We start from the raw sequence: 24,107 nt of genomic DNA on the forward strand, positions 1-24,107 counted from the left end.
GAGATGAGCATCGCACGCTGGTTGGAGAAGAACGTCGGATGGCGACTGCTGATGACGCACGACGCACTCTACAAAGGCACCAACGGCCGGATCGGGCATCGCATCCCGCTTCCCGGCGTCCCGCCCAGCCTGTTGTTGCACACCGTCGGCGCCAAGACCGGCAAGCAGCGCACCAACACCCTGTCCTACTTTCCCGACCGCGGTGACTACCTGGTCGTCGCCTCCAAGGGCGGGGACCCCAAGGCGCCCGGCTGGTATCACAACCTCAAGGCCGACCCCGACGTCGAAATCAACGTCGGCCCGAAGCGGCTGGCCGTCACGGCGACACCGGTGCTGCCCGACGATCCCGACTACGCCCGGATGTGGTCGCTGGCCAACAAGCAGAACTCCGATCGCTACAACGGCTACCAGAAGCGGACGTCGCGGCCCATTCCGATCGTGCGGCTCACGCCGAAGCCCTAGAACAGCTCCTTGGCGAGCAGCTCCAGCGTGGTCTCGCGCGCGGGCGCCGTCGCCGGGTCCGTGCCGCGGAACGCCGAGGCGACCGGGTGCACCATCACCTCGTCGACGTCGAACCGCTCGGCCAGAGCACGCAGCTGATCGGCCGCCTCCGCCGGCGCACCCACCACCGCCTGCCGCAACCCCGCCTCGACAATGGCCTGGGCGTGGGCGCTGACCTGTTGCTGTTCGGCGTCCTCGACAAGGTCGAGCGGCACCATCGGTTGCCCCGTCCGCAGCCGGCCCATCATCTGCAGGTTCGGCTGGATCAAGCGCATCGCCTCGTCCCGGGTGTCGGCCACGGCGGCGTTGACCGTCAGGAACGTGACCGGCTCCGAAGCGAGATCGCTGGGGCGGAATTCGGCGCGGTAGGTCCGCAACGCCTCGTCGGTGCCCTGACCGGAGAAGTGGTGGGCGAACACGTAGGGCAGACCCTTCGCTGCAGCCAGACGCGCCGAGTACATCGACGATCCGAGCAGCCACAGCGTGGGCACGGTGGCTGCTGCCGGGGTGGCCTTGAGGATGTAGGTCTCACGCATCAGGTCGCGGGGCAACGACACCTGAACACCGTGCGCGCTCATCAGGGCGACCACGTCGTCGAGGTACTCGGGGAACGCCTCGATGTCGCGATCGTCGCGTCCCGCCGGACCGCGCAGCGCCATCGACGTCACCGGGTCCGAGCCGGGAGCGCGGCCGATGCCCAGGTCGATGCGTCCCGGGTGTGCCGCTTCCAGCAGCGCGAACTGCTCTGCGACGGCCAGCGGCGCGTGATTGGGCAGCATCACGCCTCCCGACCCAAGCCGCAGCGCCGAGGTGTGCGCGGCCAGATGGGCGATCAGCACCGGGGGGCTGGTGGCGGCGACCGACGGCATGTTGTGGTGCTCGGCGAGCCAGTAGCGGGTGTAGCCGAGCCGGTCGGCGACCTGTGCGAGACGGGTTGTCGCGGCCAACGCGTTCGACGTGCTCTGGTCCGAGCGCACGGGAACGAGGTCGAGTACGGAAAGACGCATTGTCGGTGTAACGCCCGCGGCTCAGGTTCCGTTCCCCGCTGCGGGCTACTGTTCGAGGCTTTCCCAGAACTCGGTGAGGGCCGCGGCGCCGCGCTGCGGATCTTCCACCATCCACCAGTGGCCCAGCCCCTCGAGCACCTCGGTGCGGGCGCCTGCGCGATCGGCCGCGCGACGGCGGGTGTCGTTCACACCGACGAACGGGTCAGCCGTGGCCAGCAGCGACAGACCAGGCCGGGCGGCGGCCGACTCCAGGTCACGACCCGCCTCGGCCATCGCGGGCTGGGCCGCCGACCGGTAGAGCGCCAGGACGGCGGTGCGCATGTCGGCGTTCTGGAACTCGGCCATGGCGGCGGCGATGTCGGCGGGAATGCCGAAAGTACCCATCAGCTCGGTCCGCTGGGGCACTCCGCCGCCCAACATCGCCTCCAGGTGTTCCTCGCCGGCGCCGGGCGTCTGCCACACCTGCGCCATGTCGTGCCAGACATAGTCGGGGTCGAACAGGCCGAGGACGTCGCTGACCCAGCTCCGGACCAGCTCGGGCCGGTGCATGACCACGTTGACCACATGGCCACCGCCCCAGTCGTGGCCGACCAGATCGATCGGGCCGTCGATCGCTTCCAGCTCGGCCTCGAGCCAGTCGCGGTACTCGAGGTAGGTGGCGCCGAACCCGTCGGGCAGCGGCGCGCCGAAGCCCGGTGGCGACAGCCGCAGTACATCGCGCCTTCCGAGCGCAGCGACCAGCGGCCCCCAGATCGCATCGGTCTCGGGGTTGCCGTGGACGAGGACCACTGTCATGGCTCACATCGTGGCACGCCCGGGGATTTCGGCGTGGCAGGTCGCGCTCAGCGCGACCGTTCACGCCGAAATCGCCAGCGCTGTGGCGAAGATCTCGTCCATCATCGCCGGGGTGAGCCTGCCCGTGAAGGTGTTCTGCTGGCTGGGGTGGTAGCACCCGAGCAACTGCACCGGCCCCTGCGTGGTGCTCAGCGAGGCGACCGTGCCGTGACCGAACTTCGGTGCGGGCGTGCCCACCGCCCCTCCGCAGCGGCGGACCAGCGCCAGCGCCGACTGCCAGGCGAACCCGCCCAGCGCGACGATGACCCGGACGTCGCCGCCGGTCAGCCGCCACTCGGCATCCAACCAGGGCGCACAGCTGCTGCGCTCCGCCGGTGTCGGCGCGTTGCCGGGTGGCGCGCACCGGACTGCGGCGACCACCCGAACGTCATTGAGCACCAAACCATCCGCGCTGTCGGTACACGACGCTTGATTGGCCAGACCGCTGCGGTGCAGCGATCCGAACAGGAAGTCCCCCGACCGGTCGCCGGTGAACACCCGCCCGGTGCGGTTCGCGCCGTGGGCCGCCGGTGCGAGCCCGAGAACCAGCACCCGCGGATGCGTCGACCCGAAACCGGGCGCGGGCCTGCCCCAATACGGCTGATCGGCGTAGGACCTGCGCTTGGCCACCGCCACCTCCTCGCGCCACTGCACCAGCCGTGGGCAGGCTCGGCACACCGAGACGCCGGCGTCGACCTGCTCGACGGTGCCGGCCGCCGCCGCCATCGTCGCCACCTGAGCGGGCGTCTGTGCGGCGGCGGTGCGCTTGGTCGCCGGATCACCGGGCCATCCGGAGCCCGGCCGCACCGGGGAGTCGAACCGGCCGCCGGTGCGCGGGTGGGGCAGTTTCACCACACCACTGTGAGCCACCGGCGCCCACGGGGAAAAACCGGTCGTCGCGCCGACCTGCGCCTTGCTACATTCGCCCCGATATCCCATGACACAAAAGAGTGTGCTGAGCAGGCGTGGCCCGCTGTCGCTGATCCTGTTCGCCGCGCTGATGGCCGGGGCCGGCAATGGGATCTCGATCGTCGCGTTTCCGTGGCTGGTGCTGCAGCGCACCGGATCCGCGCTCGATGCCTCGATCGTGGCGATGGCGGGAACCCTGCCGCTACTGGCGGCGACGTTGCTCGCCGGCGCGGCGGTCGACTTCATCGGCCGACGATCGGTGTCGATGATCTCCGATGCGCTGTCGGCGCTGTCGGTGGCGGCGGTGCCGGTCTTGGCGCTGATCTTCGGTGCCGACGTCATCAACGTCGCGGTGCTGGCCGGGCTGGCGGCACTGGGCGCGCTGTTCGACCCGGCCGGCATGACAGCCCGCGAGACGATGCTGCCCGAGGCGGCCACCCGGGCGGGATGGACCCTGGACCAGGCAAACAGCGCCTACGAGGCGATCTTCAACCTCTCCTACATCGTGGGTCCGGGCATCGGCGGCCTGCTGATCGCGACGCTCGGCGGTGTCAACACCATGTGGGTGACCGCTGCGGCGTTCGTGCTGTCGATCATGGCGATCTCGGTGCTCCGGCTGGAAGGCGCGGGCCGACCGGACCCCTCGGTGCGCACCGGCGGGGTCTGGGCCGGGATCGTCGAGGGCTTGCGATTCGTGTGGAACAACCGGGTGCTGCGCACCCTGGCGGTCGTGGACCTGACGGCCACCGGCCTGTACATGCCGATGGAGAGTGTGCTGTTTCCCAAGTACTTCACCGACCGCAACGAGCCGGCGCAGCTCGGCTGGGTGCTGATGGCACTGAGCGTCGGCGGGCTGATCGGCGCGGTGGGCTACGCCGTGCTGTCGAGGTTCATGCGCAAGCGGACCGTCATGCTGATCGCGGTGCTGACCCTCGGCGTGGCCATGACCGTCATCGCGTTCCTGCCGCCGTTGCCGGTGATCCTGGTGTTGTGCGTCGTCGTCGGCTTCGTCTACGGGCCGATCGCGCCGATCTACAACTACGTGATGCAGACCCGTGCCCCCCAGCACCTGCGCGGACGGGTGGTGGGAGTGATGGGCTCGCTGGCCTATGCCGCAGGACCGCTCGGTCTGATCGTGGCGGGCCCGCTGGCCGACCAGACCGGTCTGCACACCACGTTCCTGGCGCTGTCGATACCGATGCTGCTGCTCGGTGTCGTCGCGGTGTTCCTGCCCGCACTGCGTGATCTGGACCGCGTGTGACTGCACCAGCGACTGCTCTCAATATCGGCTGCGTCACCGATACCCGATGGCGGCCTTCAACTGACGGTCAGGTCAGGGGGCGCCGAGCAATCGGTGATAGAGACAGCGGTTACCACCCGATTTCGTCCCGCCTGTTTCGCGCGGTACAACGCCCTGTCCGCTTCATGCATCAGGGAACCTTCATGCTGGCCACGATGTGCGACCACTGACGCGACGCCCGCGCTGGCGGTCACCTGCTGCGACCCGCCGCCGAAAACAATCCCGAGGTCGTTGAATGACGTCAGGATCGCTGCAGCGATCCTCTGCGCCTCAGCCGAGTCGGTGCTCCCGAGGAGCAAAGCGAACTCGTCACCACCCAAGCGGGCCGCAAGGTCGCTGGGCCTGCGGGAAAACTCCTTCAGCACGCGACCGAGTTGGATCAAGCAGTAGTCGCCGGCGAGGTGTCCGCATTCGTCGTTGTATGGCTTGAAGCGGTCGATGTCGACTGCGATGAGACTGATCGGCGACCCGAAGCGCTTACTCCGGCCAAATTCTCCACGCAGCGTGAGGTTGAAATAGCGCCGATTGGCCAATCCGGTGAGCGGGTCGTGCATGGCGAGGTGTTCGACACGTTCCTCGGCCAACTTGCGCCTGGTGATGTTGTGGTGCGAGATCGCGAACAGGGGCCTCGACTCATCTTTCAGGCGGTTGACCTGCATCACAAACCAGCGTTTTTCTTCCGGACTGTGGCAGGGGTACTCAAAGTAGAAGGACTCACGCTGATCGTTCACAACATCGCGAATTCCTTCTGCCGCTGCCCCCGCTGACGTGTCACCGTCGGCGGAAGAGGCAGCCAGTGCTTCGAGATAGTTTGTTCCTCGCCACACGTAATCGGGAGCGATTCCGTTCTTGATCCCGAATTCGGTCCATGCATCATTGACATCGATGATGACGCCCGCCCCGTCAATCACGGCGATTTGCTCGGACAGCCCGTTGAACACCAGCGTATGCACTCAACCAGACCTTCCGCGACTCGATCACACGGGACTCCCAAGTGACACGTCGGTAACCGGGATCTTGACGAATCACGGTCAGATGCACGCCTTGTGACGGGTGATCGGTGTGCAACCGCTTCGCGCGGTGGCGTTCGACTATCAGTGCGCAGGGGTGCTGCATGTCTTCGAGCCGGAGCCTCGCGTCGATCTTACCCTCGAAGACCTGCGGACTTCTGTGATTGCTAGACACCGGGAGTTCGCCCGTGAGTCACCGCGGGATCGGGCTGACGTGCCGCATGGTCCTCGGTTCACCCCGACCCGCCCGAAGAGCCGCCCGAAACCGCATCGCGCGCCGCGGAGCACCTCGTAGCATCGAGAGGTGGCCGCCGACATGCTCGCTGAGTTGATCTCCGCGCTGCCCGACGGCACCGTCGTCACCGACCCCGACATCCTCGAGTCCTACCGTCAGGACCGGGCCGCCGACCCGGCGGCGGGCACCCCGATGGTGGTGGTCCGGCCCCGGCGCACCGAAGAGGTGCAGACCGTGCTCAGATGGGCTGCGTCCCACCGGATCGCGGTCGTGCCGCGCGGCATGGGCACCGGCCTGTCCGGCGGCGCGACGGCGCTCGACGGCGGCATCGTGCTGAGCACCGAGAAGATGCGCGACATCACCGTCGACCCGGTCACCCGCACCGCCGTCGCCCAACCCGGACTGCTCAACTCCGAGGTGAAGAAGGCCGTCGCCGAATACGGGATGTGGTACCCGCCGGACCCGTCGTCGTTCGAGATCTGCAGCATCGGCGGCAACATCGCCACCAACGCCGGCGGCCTGTGTTGCGTGAAGTACGGCGTCACCTCCGACTACGTACTCGGACTGCAGGTGGTGCTGGCCGACGGCACCGCGGTCCGGCTCGGCGGGCCCCGCCTGAAGGATGTCGCCGGTTTGTCGCTGACCAAGTTGTTCGTCGGCAGCGAGGGCACGCTCGGGGTGGTGACCGAGGTGACGCTCAAGCTGCTGCCCGCTCAGCACCGCGGGTGCACGGTGGTGGCGACGTTCGATTCGGTGTCGGCCGCCTGTGATGCGGTGGCCGTCATCACCGGCAGGATCCGCCCGTCGATGCTGGAGTTCATGGACGGGGTGGCGATCAACGCCGTCGAGGACAAACTGAAGATGGGGCTGGACCGCAACGCCGCCGCCATGATGGTCGCCGCCACCGACGACCGCGGGCCGGCCGGCGCCGAGGATGCCGAGTACATGGCCGGCGTGTTCACCGAACACGGTGCCACTGAAGTGTTCTCGACCGACGACCCGGACGAGGGTGAGGCGTTTGTCGCCGCACGCCGCTTCGCGATCCCCGCTGTTGAGGCGAAGGGTTCGCTGCTGCTCGAGGACGTGGGAGTCCCGCTGCCCGCGCTGGCCGAGTTGGTCTCCGGGGTGGAGAAGCTCGCCGAGCAGCACAACCTGATGATCTCGGTGATCGCGCACGCCGGCGACGGCAACACCCACCCGCTGATCGTCTACGACCCGGCCGATGCCGCGATGACCGAACGCGCCCACACCGCGTTCGGCGAGATCATGGACCTCGCGGTGCGCCTCGGTGGCACCATCACCGGCGAACACGGCGTCGGCAGGCTCAAACGGCCGTGGTTGGCCGGTTACCTGGGCCCAGAGGTGATGGAACTCAACCGGCGCATCAAGGCCGCGCTCGACCCGGACAACATCCTCAACCCGGGTGCGGCAATCTGAGGCCTCCCCTGGCGCCTCTGCGGTGCCCACTTCTGCAGGAGGGTCGTGGGGATCGGGTCTTCGCGACCCTGGTGCAGAAATCGGCGCCCCAGGTTGCGATCTGCCCATAGCTATTGACACAGATAGACACACTGTCGTACCCATAAGACATGACTGCGATTCTGTCTCAGGATTCTCCTGTGCGGTTCGAGCCGGCCGACGCCTCGACCTGGCGTGACCCGTGGCCGATGTACCGGGCACTGCGCGACCACGACCCGGTCCACCATGTTGTCCCCGAGGACAGGCCGGATCACGACTACTACGTGCTGTCCCGGCACGCCGACATCTGGGCCGCCGCCCGCGACCACCAGACGTTCTCGTCGGCGCAGGGCCTGACCGTGAACTACGGCGAGCTGGACCTCATCGGGCTGGCGGACAATCCGCCGATGGTGATGCAGGACCCGCCCGTGCACACCGAGTTCCGGAAACTGGTCTCGCGCGGGTTCACGCCCCGCCAGGTGGAATCGGTGGAACCCAAGGTCCGGGATTACGTGGTCGAACGCATCGAGGGGTTGCGCTCCCGCGGCGGCGGGGACATCGTCGCCGAACTGTTCAAGCCCCTGCCGTCGATGGTGGTCGCGCACTACCTCGGTGTGCCCGAGGAGGACCGCGGACAGTTCGACGGCTGGACCGACGCGATCGTCGCCGCCAGCACCGCCGAGGGCGGGATCGGAGGAGCGCTCGAGACAGTGGGCGACGCGCTCGGCGGGATGATGGCGTACTTCACGGCGCTGATCGAGCGCAGGCGGGTGGAACCGGAGGACGACACGGTCTCGCATCTGGTGGCCGCCGGCGTCGGCGCCGACGGTGATGTCGCCGGCGTGCTGTCGATCCTGGCGTTCACGTTCACGATGGTGACCGGCGGCAACGACACCACCACCGGGATGCTGGGCGGCTCGGTGCAGCTGCTGCACCAGCGTCCCGACCAGAGACGCCTGCTGGCACAGCACCCCGAATTGATCCCCGACGCGGTCGACGAACTGCTGCGGCTGACCTCCCCGGTGCAGATGCTGGGGCGCACCGTGACCCGCGACGTCACTATCGGTGACGTCACCATCCCCGAGGGACGGCGGGCGATGTTCCTCTACGGGTCGGCCAACCGGGACGAACGCCAGTACGGCCCCGATGCGGCGGAACTCGACGTCACCCGCAAGCCCCGCAACATACTGACGTTCAGCCACGGCGCGCACCACTGCCTGGGGGCCGCGGCAGCCCGGATGCAGTCACGGGTGGCGCTGACGGAATTGCTGGCACGGATACCGGATTTCGAGGTCGACGAGTCCACAATCGAGTGGGCCGGCGGCAGTTACGTGCGACGACCGGTCTCGGTGCCCTTCACGGTGACGAGCTGATGGCAGGCGACTGGCTGGCGGCGCGCCGCACCGAGGTGGCCGCCGACCGCATCCTGGACGCAGCGGGCGAACTGTTCGCCAGGAAAGAGGCGGCCGGCGTCGGCATGCACGAGATCGCCACGGCCGCAGGATGTTCGCGTGCCACGCTGTATCGCTACTTCGAGAACCGCGAAGCTCTCTACACCGCCTATGTGCACCGTGAGAGCTACCGCCTGTACCGCGAGATGACCGACCAGATCATGTCGGTGCTGGATCCGCGGGAGCGGCTCATCGAGGGCATGCTCTCCTCGCTGCGCAATGTCCGCGAGAGCCCGGCCCTGGCGTCGTGGTTCGCGACCACCCAGCGGCCCATCGGCGGTGAGATGGCCGAGCAGTCGGAGGTGATCAAGGCGCTGACCGAAGCGTTCGTGATCTCGCTGGGTCCCGATGCGCCGGAACTGGTCGAGCATCGGGCGCGCTGGCTGGTCCGGGTGATGACGTCGCTGCTGGTGTTCCCCGGCCACGACGAAGCCGACGAACGGTCGATGCTCGAGGAATTCGTCGTGCCGATCGTGCTGCCCGCGGCGCAGGCCGATCAGATCACCTCACGGCGTCAGGCCACCCAGTAGGCCTGAGCTTTGATCGCCTTGCGCGGAATGTTGTAGTCCTCGCACAGCAGCTTGGCGACCGCGCGGGTGGTGCGGTTGTCGCAGGCCACCCAGCCGAAGTGGTCGGCGGCGTCGAAGGCGGCCGATTCCACCGCCTGCACCAGGGATTCACCGGCGTTCTTGCGATCCACCCACGTCACATCAGTGCCCCGCGCCACGGGCAGTTGCTTGTCGTCGTCGTGCGCGGCTTCCAGGAAGACCTGCGCGGGAGCGTCGCCGATGGCGTCGAGCAGGGAGTTGATCGCCGGCAGCGACGCCGTGTCGCCGACGATGACATAGCCGGCCGGGCGCGGTTCGGGCAGCGCGAAACTGCTGCCCAGCACGGTGACCTCGATGGTGTCGCCCGGCGCTGCCTGCTGCGCCCATCGGGACGCGACGCCGTCGTGCAGCGCGAACTCGACGTCCACGGTGTCGTTCGCCGGATCCGGGTTGACCAACGTGTAGCCGCGCTGGTGCAGCTTGTCCCCGTCGGAGAACCACATCCTGATCCACATGGTCGGATGCAGTGCCCGGTCGGCCAGCAACCCACCGGCCTGGAAACTCAGCCGCAGATAGTGCGGGGTCACCTGGGTGCTCGCGGTGACGGTCAGCTCGTAGTCGCCCGCGCGCAGTAGCTTGAGTACCGCGCCCGCGAATCCGCGCGACTGCTTCGTGTCCGACATGGCCCCTCATCCCTGATCGATTACTTAGGCGAGCTTAACCTAACTCAGGGCCGGTGACGGGTCTCAGCTCCGGACGCGGGTGAAGCGGTGCAGCAGCCAGGCCAGCGGGATCGTCACCACCAGCGTTCCGGTGAACAGCAGCCAGACAGAGCCGGTGTAGATGGGATAGCGGACGATCTCCACCATGACCAGCTCCATCGTGATCAGGTGGATCAGGAAGATCTCATAGGAGATCTCGCCGAGGAACACCATCGGGCGGCTGGCCAGCACCCGCCGGTAGAGCCCCGCGCCCGCCCGTTGGTCCGTCAATGCCAGCGGCGCGACCAGCAGAGTGGCGATCGCGGCATAGAACGCGGTCTTGACCAGTGCCTCGCGCAACTCGGCCGGTGAGGTCGTCGGCTCCCCCGCCAGCGGCGTGGCCACGATGAAGTAGCTCACCACCGCCAGCGGGACGCAGGCCAGCGCGTAGGCCCGCACCCCCAACGGCTGCAGCGCCGCCAGCGCCATCCCGCCGATGAACCACACCAGATATCCCGGCAACCACAACTGTGCGCCGTCGGGCAGCCAGTCGGTGGTGTGTACCAGGGTCAGCCACGCCGGCGAGACCAGCGCGAGTCCGGCCAGCCCGGCCAGCAGCAGCCCGGGCCGCCAGCGTCGTCGGCACAGCACCACCAACAACAGATATGCCAGAAGCGGCAGCACCACGTAGAACGCGACCTCGACCGCGAGGCTCCACATCTGGGTGAGGCCCTGGTGCAGAAACGAATAGAGGTAATCGTCGGTGTAGATCTGGGTGAGCGTGAGGTTGCGGAACAGCCCTTCCCAGGTGTGCCCGGGATTGGGGCCGGCCGTGCGGAAGTGGTAGACGAGGTAGGCCGCGACGACGGTGACCGCGTAGGCGGGCATGATCCGGCGCACCCGGTGCCAGGCGTAGCGCCGCACCGACGGCGCCGGACTTCTGGACGCGGCAGCCTTCACCCACGGTGCGAACAGCAGGAACCCGGACAGCACGAAGAAGATCGGCACGCCGATCTCCATCCGCGAGTACACCAGGCCGAGGTAGCCCTGCGGATACTTGCCGGTGGTGTAGGCGGCGTGGGTGAGCACCACGAGCAGCGCTGCCACTGCCCGGATTCCGGTGAGCGAGTCGACACGTCCGGTCGCCGTGACCGATTCCAAACCGCCCTGCGCATCGAGTTCCCTGGGCACGGTCATGTCGCCGGTTGCCTCAGTAGGACTTGCGGCGCGCCTTCGGCCCGCGATCGGGTTCGAGGTGGATCAGCTGACCCTGGATCCTGGTGTGCTCGAGCTTCTTCAGCGTCTCCTTGGACAACTTCGCCGGCAACTCGACCAGTGAGTGGTCGGGCTTGATCGAAATGTGCCCGAAATCGCTGCGGTGCAGCCCACCTTCGTTGGCGATGGCGCCCACGATGGCCCCGGGCATGACCTTGTGCCGCTTGCCGACCGCGATGCGGTACGTCGCGAGGTCGCTGCGCACCTCGCGGCGCTTGCGCGGTGCGCCGTCGTCACGTCCCTGGCGCTCGGGCCGTTCGCGGCGCTTCTCCGGCGGCGGCTCCGTCATCAGGAACTCGCCGCCGTCGCGGCTCTGCAACGCCAGCGCCGCGGCGATGTCGGCCATCGGTACGTCGTGATCGCGCTCGTAACCCTCGATCAGCTTGCGGAACAACTCGATTCCCGGGTTGGCCAGCGCTTCGGTGATCGAGTCGCGGAACTTCTCCACACGCTGGGCGTTGACGTCATCAACCGATGGCAGGCCCCTCTCGACCAGCTTCTGCCGGGTCACCCGCTCGATCGAGTTGAGCAGGTGGCGTTCACGGGGTGACACGAACAGCAGCGCCGTGCCCGAGCGGCCGGCCCTTCCGGTGCGCCCGATGCGGTGCACGTAGGACTCCGGGTCATGCGGGATGTCGTAGTTGAGCACGTGCGAGATGCGGTCGACGTCGAGACCGCGCGCGGCCACGTCCGTCGCGACAAGGATGTCGAGCTTGCCGTCCTTGAGTGAGGCGATGGTGCGCTCGCGCACGGCCTGCGCGATGTCGCCGTTGATGGCCGCGGCGGAAAAGCCGCGGGCACGAAGCTTCTCGGCGACCTCCTCGGTCGCCTGCTTGGTGCGGACGAACACGATCATCGCCTCGAACGGCTCGACTTCGAGCAGCCGGGTGAGCGCGTCCATCTTGCGGTTCCCGGATACCTGGATGTATCGCTGAGCGATGTTGTCGGCGGTCGCGGTCTTGGATTCGACCTTCACCTGGACCGGGTCGTGCAGGTACTTGGAGGTGATCTTGCGAATCGCCGGCGGCATCGTCGCCGAGAACAACGCGACCTGCTTGTACTCCGGGGTGCCCTCCAGAATTCGCTCGACGTCCTCGGCGAAGCCCATCTGCAGCATCTCGTCGGCCTCGTCGAGCACCAGATAGTCGAGGTGCGAGAGGTCCAAGCTGCCCTTCTCGAGATGGTCGATGACCCGGCCCGGGGTGCCGACGACGATCTGGGCGCCCCGCCGCAGCCCGGCCATCTGCGGGCCGTAGGGCGAGCCGCCGTAGATCGGCAGCACGTTGACCGACAGATGAGCGCCGTAGCGGCTGAATGCTTCCGCGACCTGCAGCGCCAGCTCCCGGGTCGGTGCGAGGACCAGCGCCTGCGTGACGCGGCTGGCGGTGTCGATCTTCGACAGGAGCGGGATGGCGAAGGCGGCGGTCTTCCCGGTTCCGGTCTGCGCGAGCCCGACGACGTCGGAGCCCGCCATCATCGCCGGGATGGTCGCCGCCTGGATGGGCGACGGCGTTTCGTATCCGACGTCGACGACAGCCTGCAGCACCGAGGGGTGAATCTGCAGGTCAGCAAAGCTCAGCTCGCCGGCCGGGACATCGCTACCCGGCTCGGAGTTCGAAGACGTCATCGAGGTGGCAGTCTAGTGCCAGTCGCCGCCATTTCCCGCCGCGCGCCTCTCATCACCCCAATCGCCGTGACGGTACGGTGCGCAGTTGTGAAATGGACGGCGGTGACCGGTGCCCTGGCGGGCGTCGTGGCGTTGACCGTCGCCGGCTGCGGCTCGGGCGACTCGACCGCCTCCAAGACACCGGGGCCGACGGCGGTGTCGACGCCTGCGCAGACACCTGTCGCCGTGGCCCCGCCACCTCCTGCGCCCGGCCCTCCCGCGGCCAACGATCCGTGTGCCGTCAACCTCGCCGCACCCGAGATCCTCAGGGCGGTGTCCGAACTACCTCCCGACCCGCGCAGTGAGCAGGCCTGGAACCCCGAGCCGCTGGCCGGCAACTACAACGAATGCGCGCAGCTGTCGGCGGTGATCATCAAGGCCAACACGAACTCGGAGAACCCGAACACCCGCGCGCTGCTGTTCCACCGGGGCAAGTTCATCCCGACGGGGGTGCCCGACACGTTCGGCTTCAACGGCCTGGACAGCTCGGAGACCACCGGCGACACCGTCGCGCTGGAGTACTCCGGCGGGGTGCCCGGGCTCGACAGCGTGGTGAAGTTCCGCTGGAACGGCAGCGGCGTGGAGTTGATCGGCAACACCGGCTGAGCGTTCGCCGCGAAATATCATTCCGGGCTGTGGCTTCGGCCCCGTTCGCAACCCGGAATGATATTTCGCGGCAGGCCGGGGTGTCGGCGGGCTGGCCTACAGTGGCTGCGTGTTCGTCGGCGAGGATCGGGTCATCTACAGCGCCTCCGACCTCGCCGCCGCCGCTCGCTGCGAGTACGCGCTGCTGCGCTCGTTCGACGCCCGGCTCGGCTGGGGTCCGCCGGTCACCACCGACGACGAACTGCTCGCCCGTACCGCCGAACTCGGTGATGAACACGAACGACGCCACCTCGACGAACTGCGGCAACAGCCGGAGACCGGCGACATCACCGTCATCGGCCGTCCCGAATACACCGTCGCGGGACTGTCGGCCGCGGCCCAGCAGACACTGGCCGCGATCGAGCGCGGCGCGCCCGTCATCTACCAGGCCGCCATGTTCGACGGTCGGTTCGTCGGGTTCGCCGACTTCCTGGTGCTCGAGGACTCCCCCGAGGGGCACCGCTACCGGTTGCGCGACACCAAGCTGGCCCGCTCGGTCAAGGTGGAGGCTCTGCTGCAGTTGGCGGCGTACGCGCAGACGCTGACCGACGCGGGAGTGCCGGTGGCCCCCGAGGTGGACCTGGTCCTGGGCGACGGATCCGCGGTCAGCTACCCCGTCACCGAACTACTGCCGGTGTACGCGCCGCGCCGGGCCGCGCTGCAACGCCTACTGGACACTCATCTCGCCGGTGGCAAGCCGGTGACCTGGGAGGACGACGTACGCGCCTGCTTCCGCTGCACGGAGTGCGAGCAGCAGGTCCGCGCGTCCGACGACCTGCTGCTGGTCGCCGGAATGCGCGTGAGCCAGCGGGCCCGGTTGATCGACGCGGGCATCACCACCGTGCACGAGCTGGCCGGACACCGCGGGCCGGTTCCCGAGCTGTCGACCCGTACGGTCACTGGGCTGGCGGCGCAGGCCCGGCTGCAGGTCGCCGACCGGGTGCAGGGCATGCCGCCCTACGAGGTCGTGGACGCGCAACCGCTGATGGTGTTGCCCGACGCCGACAAGGGAGATCTGTTCTTCGACTTCGAGGGTGACCCGCTGTGGACCGTCGACGGCCGCGAGTGGGGGCTGGAATACCTGTGGGGTGTGCTGACCGCGGCTGACCAGTTCACCCCACTGTGGGCCCACGACCGGCCCGGCGAACGTCAGGCACTCGTCGACTTCCTGGCGATGGTGCGCAAGCGCCGGCGGCGCTATCCCGGAATGCACATCTACCACTACGCGGCGTACGAGAAGAGCACGCTGCTGCGACTGGCCGGGCGCTACGGCGTCGGGGAGGACGAAGTCGACTCACTGTTGCGCGAGGGCATGCTCGTCGACCTGTACCCCTTGGTACGCAAGAGCATCCGGGTGGGCACGGAGAACTACAGCATCAAGTCGCTCGAGCCGCTCTACATGGGCGCCGAGCTGCGCAGCGGTGAGGTGACCACGGCTACCGCGTCGATCACCGAGTACGCCCGCTACTGCGCGCTCACGGAGAGCGGGCGCACCGACGAGGCCGCGACGGTGCTGCGCGACATCGAGGAGTACAACCGCTACGACTGCCGGTCCACGCACCGGTTGCGCGACTGGCTGATGGCCCGCGCCATCGAATCGGAGGTACCGCCGCGCGGTCCTGTTCAGGTCACCGGCGGGAGTACGCCGGGGCCCGCCGCGGCCGCCGACCCGCCCGATGAGGTCGAGCGCAAGCTGTTGAAGTTCGCCGGCGACGGTGTCGACGCCCGCAGCCCGGCGCAGACCGCGGTCGCGATGTTCGCCGCTGCCAAGGGTTTTCACAAACGTGAAGACAAACCCTTCTGGTGGGGTCACTTCGACCGGGTCAACAATCCCGTCGACGAATGGGCGGACAACTCGGGCGTTTTCATCGCCGAGGACCACGAGATCGTGGCGGACTGGCACCAACCGCCCCGGGCGCGCAAACCGCAGCGCCACATCAGGCTGTTCGGCGAGATCGCCGCGGGCGATCTGACCAGGGACATGTACGCGCTGTACGACCCGCCCTCGCCCAGCGGACTCTCCGACGACCCGGACCGCCGGGGGTTCGGCCGGGTCACGGTGCTGGAGTGTGACAACACCGAAGCACCCACCGAGGTCGTGATCTGCGAGCGCCAACCCAAGAACGGTGAGGTGTTCGACCAGGTGCCGGTCGCGCTGACCCCGGACGCCCCGTTCAACACCAAGCCGCTCCAGGACGCCATCGCCGGCAGCGCCGCGGCTGTGGCCGCCGGGCTGCCGGGCCTGCCGGCCGACGCCGTCACCGACATCCTGCTGCGCCAGGTCCCCCGCACCCGGAGCGGACATGCGTTGCCGCGCACCGGAGACGACGTCGCCGACATCACCGCCGCGCTGCTGGACCTGGACTCGTCCTACCTGGCGGTACACGGACCGCCCGGCACGGGCAAGACCTACACCTCCGCCCAGGTGATCGCCGGCCTGGTGGGCGAGCACCGGTGGCGGGTCGGGGTGGTGGCGCAGTCGCACGCCGTGGTCGAGAACCTGTTCGGCGACGTGCTGAAGGCCGGGGTGGACGGTTCCCGCGTCGGCAAGAAGCCCAACACGGTCACCACCGGATGGACCGAGCTGGGTCCCGACGACTTCGCCGGTTTCCTCGGTCAGGACGGCTGCGTGGTCGGCGGCACGGCCTGGGACTTCGCCAACGACAACAGGATCCCGATGGGAAGTCTCGATCTGTTGGTCGTCGAGGAGGCCGGGCAGTTCAGCCTGGCGAACACGATCGCGGTGTCCCGCGCGGCGCGCAACCTGTTGCTGCTCGGCGACCCCCAGCAGCTACCGCAGGTCAGCCAGGGCACCCATCCGGAACCGGTCGACGGCTCCGCCCTGGCCTGGCTCGTCGACGGACACCACACGCTGCCGCCCGAGCGCGGCTACTTTCTCGACCGCTCCTACCGGATGCACCCCGACGTCTGCCTCGCGGTCTCACGGTTGTCCTACGACAGCCGCCTGCACTCACACGTCGCCGTGACCGCTGCGCGTCGGCTCGACGGAGTCACCCCCGGGGTGCGGTCACTGCTGGTCGACCACGACGGCAACTCCACCGAGAGCCCCGAGGAGGCAGCGACGATCGTCGCGGCCATCGAAGGCCTCTTGGGCACCACATGGACCGACGAACACGGCAGCCGGGCACTGACCCAGAGCGACGTCCTGGTCGTCACCCCGTACAACGCCCAGGTGGCGCTCACCCGGCGCCGACTCGACGCGGCCGGACTCACCGACGTGCGCGCCGGCACCGTCGACAAGTTCCAGGGCCAACAGGCGCCGGTGGTGTTCGTCTCGATGACGGCGTCGTCGGCCGACGATGTGCCGCGCGGAATCGCCTTCCTGCTCAACAGGAACCGGCTCAACGTTGCCGTCAGCCGGGCGAAGTACCTCGCCGTGATCGTACGGTCGGCCCAGCTGACCGAGCATCTGCCGGGCACTCCCGACCGCCTGGTGGAGTTGGGGGCGTTCCTGGCTCTGAGCACATGTGATACACCCACGGGGTGACCGAAGCGCTCACCGGACGGCTTACGGCGATCGTCGGACCCGGCTACGTCAGCACCGATGCCGACGTGCTGGCCGGCCGCAGCGTCGATCACACCGGGCGGTACCGGGGGCGTGCCAGTGTGCTGGTGCGCCCGGGCACCACCGACGAGGTCGCCGCGACCCTGCGTGCCTGCCGCGAGGCCGGCGTCCGCGTCACCGTGCAGGGCGGTCGGACCTCTCTGGTGGCCGGGACCGTGCCCGAACACGACGACGTGCTGCTGTCGACCGAGCGACTGCGCGAAGTCGGCCCGGTCGACGTGGCTGAGCGCCGTATCCACGTCGGCGCCGGCGCGACGTTGGCCGAAGTGCAGCGCGCGGCCGGCGCGGCCGGGCTGGTGTTCGGTGTCGACCTCGCCGCTCGGGATTCGGCGACCGTGGGCGGAATGGCCTCGACGAACGCGGGCGGACTGCGCACGGTGTGCTACGGCAACATGGGCGAACAGGTCATCGGTCTGGACGTGGCGTTGCCGGACGGCACCGTGGTGCGCCGGCACAGTCAGGTCCGCAGCGACAACACCGGCTACGACCTGGCCTCGCTGTTCGTCGGCGCCGAGGGCACACTCGGGGTGATCACCGGCCTGGATCTGCGACTGCACCCCGCGCCCGGCCAACGGGTCACGGCCATCTGCGGATTCGCCGACCTCGACGCGCTCGTCGACACCGGCAGGGCGTTCCGCGATCTGGAGGGCATCGCCGCCCTGGAACTCATCGACGCCCGTGCGAGCGCCCTGACCGCCGAACACGTCGGCGTCCGTGCACCGGTCGAGGGGGCCTGGCAGTTACTCGTCGAGCTCTCAGGGGATACGGATCTGACCGAACGGCTGGCCGGCGTGCTGGAGTCCGCGGCGCTGTCCGACGAGCCGGCCGTCGGCGTGGACTCGAGTGCCCAGCAGCGGCTCTGGCAGGTGCGCGAATCGGTCGCCGAAGTCCTGGGCGCCTACGGGCCTCCCCTGAAATTTGATGTCTCACTGCCCCTTTCGGCGATCCGCCGGTTCGCCGAGGAATCCGCGGCGCTGGTGGCCACCCATGCTCCCGACGCCATCCCGGTGCTGTTCGGGCACATCGGGGAAGGCAACCTGCACCTCAACATCGTGCGTTGTGAACTGTCCGGGGCCCGCGAACGTGACCTGTACTCGGCGATGATGGTGTTGATCGCCCGCTGCGGTGGCAACGTCAGCTCCGAACACGGCGTCGGATCACGCAAGCGGGAGTACGTGTCGATGTCTCGCTCCGACGCCGACATCACGGCGATGCGGACGGTCAAGGCGGCGTTCGATCCGGACGGCTATCTGAACCCCGCAGTGCTGTTCAGCTGACGTCACCACACCGTCACGCCGACCCGGGCGCCGACCACGTAGCGTGTCGGTGTTGTGGGTATCGAAGCTGACTACCTGGTTGTCGGGGCAGGCGCCATGGGCATGGCGTTCGTCGACACGCTGCTGACCGAGAACGCCGAGGCCACCGTTGTGCTGGTCGACGAGAACCACCAGCCCGGCGGCCACTGGAACGCGGTGTATCCGTTCGTGCGATTGCATCAGCCGTCCGCGTACTACGGGGTGAACTCGCTCCCGCTGAGCAACGAGGACTCCATCGACACCACCGGCTGGAACGAAGGCTTCTTCGAGCTGGCGACCGGTCACGAGGTCTGCGCCTATTACGACCAGGTGATGCGCCACCACCTGCTGCCCACCGGGCGGTTGTCCTACTTCCCGGCCACGCGATACCTGGGTGACCACAGGTTCCGCACCCTCGATGGCGCCGAGCACACCGTGTCCGTGCGACGCCGGGTGGTCGATGCGACGTACCTGCTGACCGTGGTCCAGTCGATGAGGCCGGCACCGCCGTTCGCGGTCGCCGACGGGGTGGACATCGTCACCCCGAACGACCTGCCCCGCCGGGCCGCGGACCACCAGCACTACACGATCGTGGGCGGCGGCAAGACCGGGATGGACTGTTGCCTGTGGCTGATGCGCAACGGCGTTCCGGCCGAGCGGCTGCGCTGGATCATGCCGCGTGATTCGTGGCTGCTCAACCGGGCCCACGTCCAGCCCGGGCCGGATTTCGTGAGACAGCTGCGCGACTCGATCAACACCCGGATGACGGCGATCACCGAGGCGACCTCACTCGAGGATCTCTTCGACCGGCTGGAGGCCGACCAGAACCTGCTCCGCCTGGACACGGCGGTGCGTCCCACGATGTACCACTGCGCCATTGTGTCGCTCGGCGAGCTCGACCACCTTCGCCTCATCGAAGACGTGGTGCGGCTCGGGCACATCGACCGGGTGGAGCAGGATCGGCTGCTGTTGGCGCAGGGCACGATCCCGGTGCCGGTGCCCTCGCTCTATGTCGACTGCACGACGCCGGGTCTGCCCCGGCCCCCTTCGGTGCCGGTGTTCAACGGCGACCTGATCACCTTGCAGAGTGTGCGGGGCTGCCAGCAGGTGTTCAGCGCGGCGTTCATCGCCCACGTGGAAGCGGCCTACGGCGACTCCGCTCGAGACGACGCTGCGCGCAACGACTTGTGCGAACCCATCCCGCACCCGGACGCGCCTGTCGACTGGCTGCGGATCTTGTTGTCGGACAATCGCGCTCAGATCCGGTGGCTGAAGGACCCCGAGCTGCTCGACTGGCTTCAGTCGGCCCGCCTGAACGTGCTGCGCGACCTGTTCCCGAAGTTCCCGGCGGACCGGCCCCGGGTGCGGGAAAAGGCCATCGGTGCGCTCACGGTGGCGCTCGACAAGACCAACCAGCGGCTCGCCGCTCTGATGGATTCCGGCTAATCCGGTCCCCGCGCGTGCCGACCACCGCGGGTTTCGGCTTGGTCGTCAACTTCATGGAAACCGTTGTGCGCGTGACCGTTCGGCGCCGGTTCGGGGGGCGGTTCCTCAAGCAGCAGGTCGAGGATGTTGCGCCATTCCGGATCGGCGGCGACCGAATCCGGGCCTGTGGATCGTGCCGGCCTGTCGCTCGTCGGCCCGGTGACCGAATTCTCCCCGTCGACATCCTCCCCGTCGACATCCTCCCAGTCGACGACGTACTCGACGTACTCATCGTCGTCGAAGGCCCCGTCGGCGAAGGTCTCGTCGTCCCAGTCGCCGTCGTCATCGGCCACGGTGACCGGGTCCGTGGGCGCCACCGGGGCCGTGGCGTACCCGAGCAGCAGCAGTGCCGCGATCACCCCGATCAGGGCGACGAACGCCGGCAACAGCATCGCCTGCGACATTGCGGCGGCGAACGGGGCGTGCAGGAACTCCGGAAGCTGGGTGGCCGCCCCTTCTGCCCGCGGCGCCGTGTCCGCCGCGGCCGGCATCTCGGCGGACAGCCGTGAAGCCATGAACGCCGCCATCCCGGCGCTGCCGAGCACCGACCCGACCTGCCGGTTGGTGTTGTAGACACCGGAGCCGGCACCGGCCAGCTGTGGAGCCAGGTTCCGGGTCGCGGTGGCCGCCAGCGGCGACCAGATGAACGCCATGCCCACCCCCATCGCCGTCAGCGGCAGCACCAGCCGCCAGATCGGCGTCGTCGGCGTCATCTCGATCGACAGCCAGGTCAGCCCGATCGCGATCACCGAGAAGCCGAAGCCGACCACCGGCCGGGGGTGTGACCGGTCGACGATCCTGCCGACCAGCGGGGCGAGCACCCCGGTCGCGATCGCCATCGGCGCAGTCAACAGGGCGGCCCGGGTCGGTGAGAGCCCACAGACCGACTGGGCGTAGAACATCAACGGCAGGAACATCGAGGTCGCGACGAACCCGATGGTCGCCACCCCGAGATTGGACATCGAGAAGTCGCGGTCGCTGAAGATGACCAGCGGGATCAGTGGCTCGCCTTTGGTGACCGACTGCCAGTAGAGGAACGCCGACATGACCGCGACGCCGATGACGATCGTCGCCCAGATCCACGGCGCCCAGTCGTAGGCCTGGCCCTCCTGCAGGGCGAACACGATCAGGAACATCCCGACGGCCGAGAGCACCACGCCCCGCAGGTCGAAGCCCTGCTTCTGCGTGGGCAGGGCCGGTACCAGCCGGACCGCCATCACCAGGCCGACGACACCGATCGGCACATTGACGATGAAGATCCACTGCCACCCCAGGTGGTCCACCAGCAACCCGCCGGCCAGCGGGCCGATCAGCGTGGCCACCCCTGCGGTGGCACCCCACACGCTCATCGCGACGCCGCGGCGCTGCGCCGGGAAGGTCCGGGTGATCACCGACAGCGTCTGCGGTGTCAGCAGCGCTGCCCCGATGCCCTGGACCACCCTGGCGGCGACCAGCGTGCCGATGCTGTCGGACAGCCCACACCACAGCGAAGCGACCGTGAACACCGCCAGGCCCAGCAGATAGAGGTTCTTGGGTCCGTACCGGTCCCCCAGCCCGCCCGCCACCAGCAGCGGCACCGCGTACGCCAGCAGGTAGGCGCTGGTCACCCAGATCACCGCGTCGTAGTCGGCGTCCAGGCTCGCCATGATCGCCGGGTTGGCGACGGCGACGATGGTGGCGTCGACCAGGATCATGAAAAAGCCGATGAGCAACGCCCACAAGGCATGCCACGGGTTGGCACTCGGGGCGCGCGGTGTCACGGTCTCGGACATGGTGATGTGGTCGGCAGTCTCGTGAGTCGAAGCAGGGCGGTGCAGAGCGGGGACGGCCCGACGCTACGGATCGACGGGAAGCCCGACAAGTCCGGTGTCGGGCATCACGTCCTCACACCGGGTCGGCGACGGTGTCACCAGCGACGGCGTCGACGGTCGCCGGCTTGTGCACCCCGGTGACCAACAACGCCGCCAACGCGATCATGACGCCGGCCGACATCACCACCGCCATCGCCAGTTCGTCGTTGCCGAGCACCCCGACCAGCGGGGCGACGGCGGCGCCGAGGCCGAACTGGGCGGCCCCCAGCAGCGCGGCCGCGGTGCCCGCCGCGTCGGGGTGACGGGTCAGCGCGACCGCCGGAGCGTTCGGGATCACCAGCCCCATCGCGGCGAGGATGCCCCACACCGGCACCACGAAGCCGACCAGGCCGCCGATATGGGCCGCGGCCAGGGCCACGAAAACGGCCCCGGACACCGACGCTGCGACCAGCGCCCACACCATGATCTGCTGGGGCGAGAAGCGCCGCAGCAACACCACGTTGCACTGGGTGGAGGCGATCAGCGCGATCGCCCCCGCACCGAACACCAGCGCGAAGGCGGTCTGATCGAGCCCGTAGCGGCCCTGCAGCACGAACGACGCTCCCGCGATGTAGGCGAACAGGCCGGACATGCCCAGCGCCGCGATCAGCACCAGCATGACAAACCGCAGGTCACGAAGCAGTTCCAGGTAGGTCGCACCGATTCCGCGAACCTTCAGCGGGCGCCGGTGGTTCGCGGGCAGCGTCTCGGGCAGCGCCAGCGCCGCCATCACCAGCAGCGCCCCGGCCAGCACGACCAGCGCGGCGAACACCCAGTGCCAGGACGCGTGCAGCAGCACCGCGGCACCGAGCGACGGGGCGAGCACCGGTGCCACACCGAGCACCAGCATCAGCCGCGACATCACCGTGGCGGCGACGTTGTCCTTGAACAGGTCGCCCACCACCGCGATGGCGACCACCATCGCCGCCGCGGCGCCAAAACCCTGCAGTCCGCGCGCGACACCGAGCACCGCGATCGACGGCGCGAACATGCACAGCAGCGAGGCCGCCATGTGCAGCACGATCCCGGCGATCATCGGTTTGCGGCGGCCCAGCGAATCCGACAGCGGACCGACGACCAGCTGGCCCAACGCCAGCCCGGCCAGCGTCCCGGTCAGCGTCAGCTGCACCACCGACGACGACACCGACATGTCATCGGCGATCTTCGGCAGAGCGGGCAGGTACATGTCGATGGTCAGCGGACCCAGCGCCACCAACAGGCCCAGGACCACGATCATCCGGGTGCGGCTCGGCGCGCTGACATCCACGTCCACGGATACTGCCATGAGAATGGTTAGCGTCGCTTCCCAATATTTTCTTCCCCAGATCCCGAACAGTGACCGCAATCACGTTCGGGCACCGGATGTAGGCCGTCGTTCGTTTGACAAGCACTAGCCTGAGGGGACCGCACAGGGAGGGACCACCGCATGCGCGCCCGGTCACACACCAAGAACCAGTTGCCCGCCGTCGGGGACGAGGATCCGAGCACCGCGGCCAAGGTGCTGTCCCAGATCATCGAACGCGGCGCCCGCGTCCAGGCCCCGGCGGTGAAGGCCTACGTCGAACGGCTGCGCGAGCACAATCCCGAGGCGAGCCCCGCCGACATCATCGAGAAGCTGGACAAGCAGTACATGGCGGCGGTGATGGCCAGCGGCGCGGCCGTCGGTTCGGCCGCGGCGTTGCCCGGTATCGGCACGCTGGTCGCGATGTCGGCGGTCGCCGGCGAGACCGTGGTGTTCCTCGAGGCCACAGCGGTGTACGTGCTCGCGGTGGCCGAGGTTCACGGCATCCCCGCCGAACACCGCGAACGCCGCCGCACCCTGGTGCTGGCCGTGCTGGTCGGCGACAACAGCAAGCGCGCGGTGGCCGACCTCCTCGGCCCGGGCCGCACCAGCGGGGCGTGGCTGTCCGACGGGGCCGCGACACTGCCGCTGCCGGCGGTGTCCCAGCTGAACTCGCGGCTGCTGCGCTACTTCGTCAAGCGCTACACCCTCAAGCGCGGCGCGATCGCGTTCGGCAAACTGCTCCCGGTCGGTCTCGGTGCGGTGGTCGGCGGGGTGGGCAACCGGATGATGGCCAAGAAGATCGTCGCCCATGCGCACAAGGCCTTCGGCACCCCGCCGGCGCGCTGGCCATCGGCGCTGCGGCTGTTGCCCGCGCCCCGCCCTTGACCGCGCCGACCCGTCCGCTCGACGGCGGGGATCGGCCGTTCGGCTACCCGATGTTCATGTCCGCAATGACCATAACCACGTTGCCTGGTCCGGCCCGCGGCAGAAGCGCTAGCCTTTATAGGGCGGAAATGCGGGAGACCGCACACCGGGGTTGGATTGGGTGGCCGGCTGTTGTTCGGAGCCG

Annotated in this window: 19 protein-coding genes; 10 read left to right on the plus strand and 9 right to left on the minus strand. The window is 68.6% G+C overall.

Going from position 1 to position 24,107, the window contains the following annotated elements; all coding sequences use genetic code 11:
- Nucleotides 1–3 precede the first annotated feature (3 nt).
- Nucleotides 4–462 (plus strand): nitroreductase family deazaflavin-dependent oxidoreductase, encoded by a 459-nt coding sequence (locus G6N53_RS25090; protein ID WP_163893630.1) that lies wholly within the window; start codon nt 4–6, stop codon nt 460–462.
- On the opposite strand, the gene G6N53_RS25095 is transcribed toward G6N53_RS25090, so the two are convergent.
- The 3 genes from G6N53_RS25095 to G6N53_RS25105 are packed head-to-tail and all read right to left on the minus strand — an operon-like array spanning nt 459 to nt 3,194.
- Nucleotides 459–1,508, minus strand: coding sequence for an LLM class flavin-dependent oxidoreductase (locus tag G6N53_RS25095; protein ID WP_163893632.1), 1,050 nt, complete (start codon nt 1,506–1,508; stop codon nt 459–461). The two genes, G6N53_RS25090 and G6N53_RS25095, sit on opposite strands and share 4 nt — an antisense overlap.
- A 45-nt stretch (nt 1,509–1,553) precedes the next feature.
- Nucleotides 1,554–2,303 (minus strand): alpha/beta fold hydrolase, encoded by a 750-nt coding sequence (locus G6N53_RS25100; RefSeq protein WP_163893634.1) that lies wholly within the window; start codon nt 2,301–2,303, stop codon nt 1,554–1,556.
- A 60-nt stretch (nt 2,304–2,363) separates the two neighbouring features.
- Nucleotides 2,364–3,194, minus strand: a complete 831-nt coding sequence (locus G6N53_RS25105; RefSeq protein WP_272870989.1) for a uracil-DNA glycosylase — start codon at nt 3,192–3,194, stop codon at nt 2,364–2,366.
- 85 nt (nt 3,195–3,279) lie between these two features.
- On the opposite strand from G6N53_RS25105, the gene tap reads away from it, so the two are divergent.
- Nucleotides 3,280–4,512 carry a multidrug efflux MFS transporter Tap gene (tap, locus tag G6N53_RS25110; RefSeq protein ID WP_163893638.1) on the plus strand — a complete coding sequence of 411 codons (1,233 nt, stop codon included), beginning with the start codon at nt 3,280–3,282 and terminating at the stop codon, nt 4,510–4,512.
- A 56-nt stretch (nt 4,513–4,568) separates the two neighbouring features.
- On the opposite strand, the gene G6N53_RS25115 is transcribed toward tap, so the two are convergent.
- Complete coding sequence (locus tag G6N53_RS25115) at nt 4,569–5,504, minus strand: sensor domain-containing diguanylate cyclase (RefSeq protein WP_163893640.1); 936 nt, start codon at nt 5,502–5,504, stop codon at nt 4,569–4,571.
- Between the two features lie 373 nt (nt 5,505–5,877).
- Between G6N53_RS25115 and G6N53_RS25120 the strand changes: the two genes are divergently transcribed.
- The 3 genes from G6N53_RS25120 to G6N53_RS25130 all read left to right on the plus strand — a co-directional run bounded on the left by G6N53_RS25120 (nt 5,878) and on the right by G6N53_RS25130 (nt 9,232).
- Nucleotides 5,878–7,233, plus strand: a complete 1,356-nt coding sequence (locus G6N53_RS25120) for an FAD-binding oxidoreductase (RefSeq protein ID WP_163896358.1) — start codon at nt 5,878–5,880, stop codon at nt 7,231–7,233.
- 149 nt (nt 7,234–7,382) lie between these two features.
- The gene (locus tag G6N53_RS25125) at nt 7,383–8,624 is read left to right on the plus strand and encodes a cytochrome P450 (RefSeq protein WP_163893642.1); all 1,242 of its coding nucleotides are present in this window, start codon (nt 7,383–7,385) and stop codon (nt 8,622–8,624) included.
- The gene (locus G6N53_RS25130) at nt 8,624–9,232 is read left to right on the plus strand and encodes a TetR/AcrR family transcriptional regulator (RefSeq protein ID WP_163893644.1); all 609 of its coding nucleotides are present in this window, start codon (nt 8,624–8,626) and stop codon (nt 9,230–9,232) included. The genes G6N53_RS25125 and G6N53_RS25130 overlap by 1 nt, the downstream gene beginning before the upstream one ends.
- Here the strand turns inward: G6N53_RS25130 and G6N53_RS25135 are convergent.
- The 3 genes from G6N53_RS25135 to G6N53_RS25145 all read right to left on the minus strand — a co-directional run bounded on the left by G6N53_RS25135 (nt 9,217) and on the right by G6N53_RS25145 (nt 12,853).
- A complete protein-coding gene (locus G6N53_RS25135) occupies nt 9,217–9,933 on the minus strand; it encodes a siderophore-interacting protein (RefSeq protein ID WP_163893646.1) in 717 nt (238 codons plus the stop codon). The genes G6N53_RS25130 and G6N53_RS25135 overlap by 16 nt on opposite strands.
- Before the next feature lie 63 nt (nt 9,934–9,996).
- A complete protein-coding gene (locus tag G6N53_RS25140) occupies nt 9,997–11,148 on the minus strand; it encodes an acyltransferase family protein (RefSeq protein WP_163893648.1) in 1,152 nt (383 codons plus the stop codon).
- Between the two features lie 13 nt (nt 11,149–11,161).
- Nucleotides 11,162–12,853, minus strand: coding sequence for a DEAD/DEAH box helicase (locus G6N53_RS25145; protein ID WP_163893650.1), 1,692 nt, complete (start codon nt 12,851–12,853; stop codon nt 11,162–11,164).
- A gap of 87 nt (nt 12,854–12,940) precedes the next feature.
- Between G6N53_RS25145 and G6N53_RS25150 the strand changes: the two genes are divergently transcribed.
- The 4 genes from G6N53_RS25150 (at nt 12,941) to G6N53_RS25165 (ending at nt 19,864) form a co-directional block, all read left to right on the plus strand.
- Nucleotides 12,941–13,498 carry an LppP/LprE family lipoprotein gene (locus G6N53_RS25150; protein ID WP_163893652.1) on the plus strand — a complete coding sequence of 186 codons (558 nt, stop codon included), beginning with the start codon at nt 12,941–12,943 and terminating at the stop codon, nt 13,496–13,498.
- Nucleotides 13,499–13,607: 109 nt separating this feature from the next.
- Nucleotides 13,608–17,045, plus strand: a complete 3,438-nt coding sequence (locus G6N53_RS25155; protein WP_163893653.1) for a TM0106 family RecB-like putative nuclease — start codon at nt 13,608–13,610, stop codon at nt 17,043–17,045.
- The gene (locus G6N53_RS25160; protein WP_163893655.1) at nt 17,042–18,400 is read left to right on the plus strand and encodes an FAD-binding oxidoreductase; all 1,359 of its coding nucleotides are present in this window, start codon (nt 17,042–17,044) and stop codon (nt 18,398–18,400) included. The genes G6N53_RS25155 and G6N53_RS25160 overlap by 4 nt, the downstream gene beginning before the upstream one ends.
- A 96-nt stretch (nt 18,401–18,496) precedes the next feature.
- Nucleotides 18,497–19,864: an NAD(P)/FAD-dependent oxidoreductase gene (locus G6N53_RS25165; protein ID WP_163896359.1), complete on the plus strand. Its 1,368-nt coding sequence runs from the start codon at nt 18,497–18,499 to the stop codon at nt 19,862–19,864.
- Here G6N53_RS25165 and G6N53_RS25170 read toward each other — a convergent pair.
- The gene (locus tag G6N53_RS25170) at nt 19,861–21,675 is read right to left on the minus strand and encodes an MFS transporter (RefSeq protein ID WP_163893657.1); all 1,815 of its coding nucleotides are present in this window, start codon (nt 21,673–21,675) and stop codon (nt 19,861–19,863) included. The genes G6N53_RS25165 and G6N53_RS25170 overlap by 4 nt on opposite strands.
- Nucleotides 21,676–21,787: 112 nt before the next feature.
- On the minus strand, nt 21,788–23,038 hold the full coding sequence (locus tag G6N53_RS25175; RefSeq protein WP_163893659.1) for a multidrug effflux MFS transporter: 1,251 nt from the start codon (nt 23,036–23,038) through the stop codon (nt 21,788–21,790).
- 141 nt (nt 23,039–23,179) lie between these two features.
- On the opposite strand from G6N53_RS25175, the gene G6N53_RS25180 reads away from it, so the two are divergent.
- Entirely contained in the window at nt 23,180–23,923 is a 744-nt protein-coding gene (locus tag G6N53_RS25180) for a hypothetical protein (RefSeq protein WP_163893661.1), read from the plus strand.
- Nucleotides 23,924–24,107 lie beyond the last annotated feature (184 nt).

Origin of the sequence: Mycolicibacterium hippocampi, from assembly GCF_010723735.1 — a bacterium.
In the GTDB taxonomy this organism is placed as follows: domain Bacteria; phylum Actinomycetota; class Actinomycetes; order Mycobacteriales; family Mycobacteriaceae; genus Mycobacterium; species Mycobacterium hippocampi.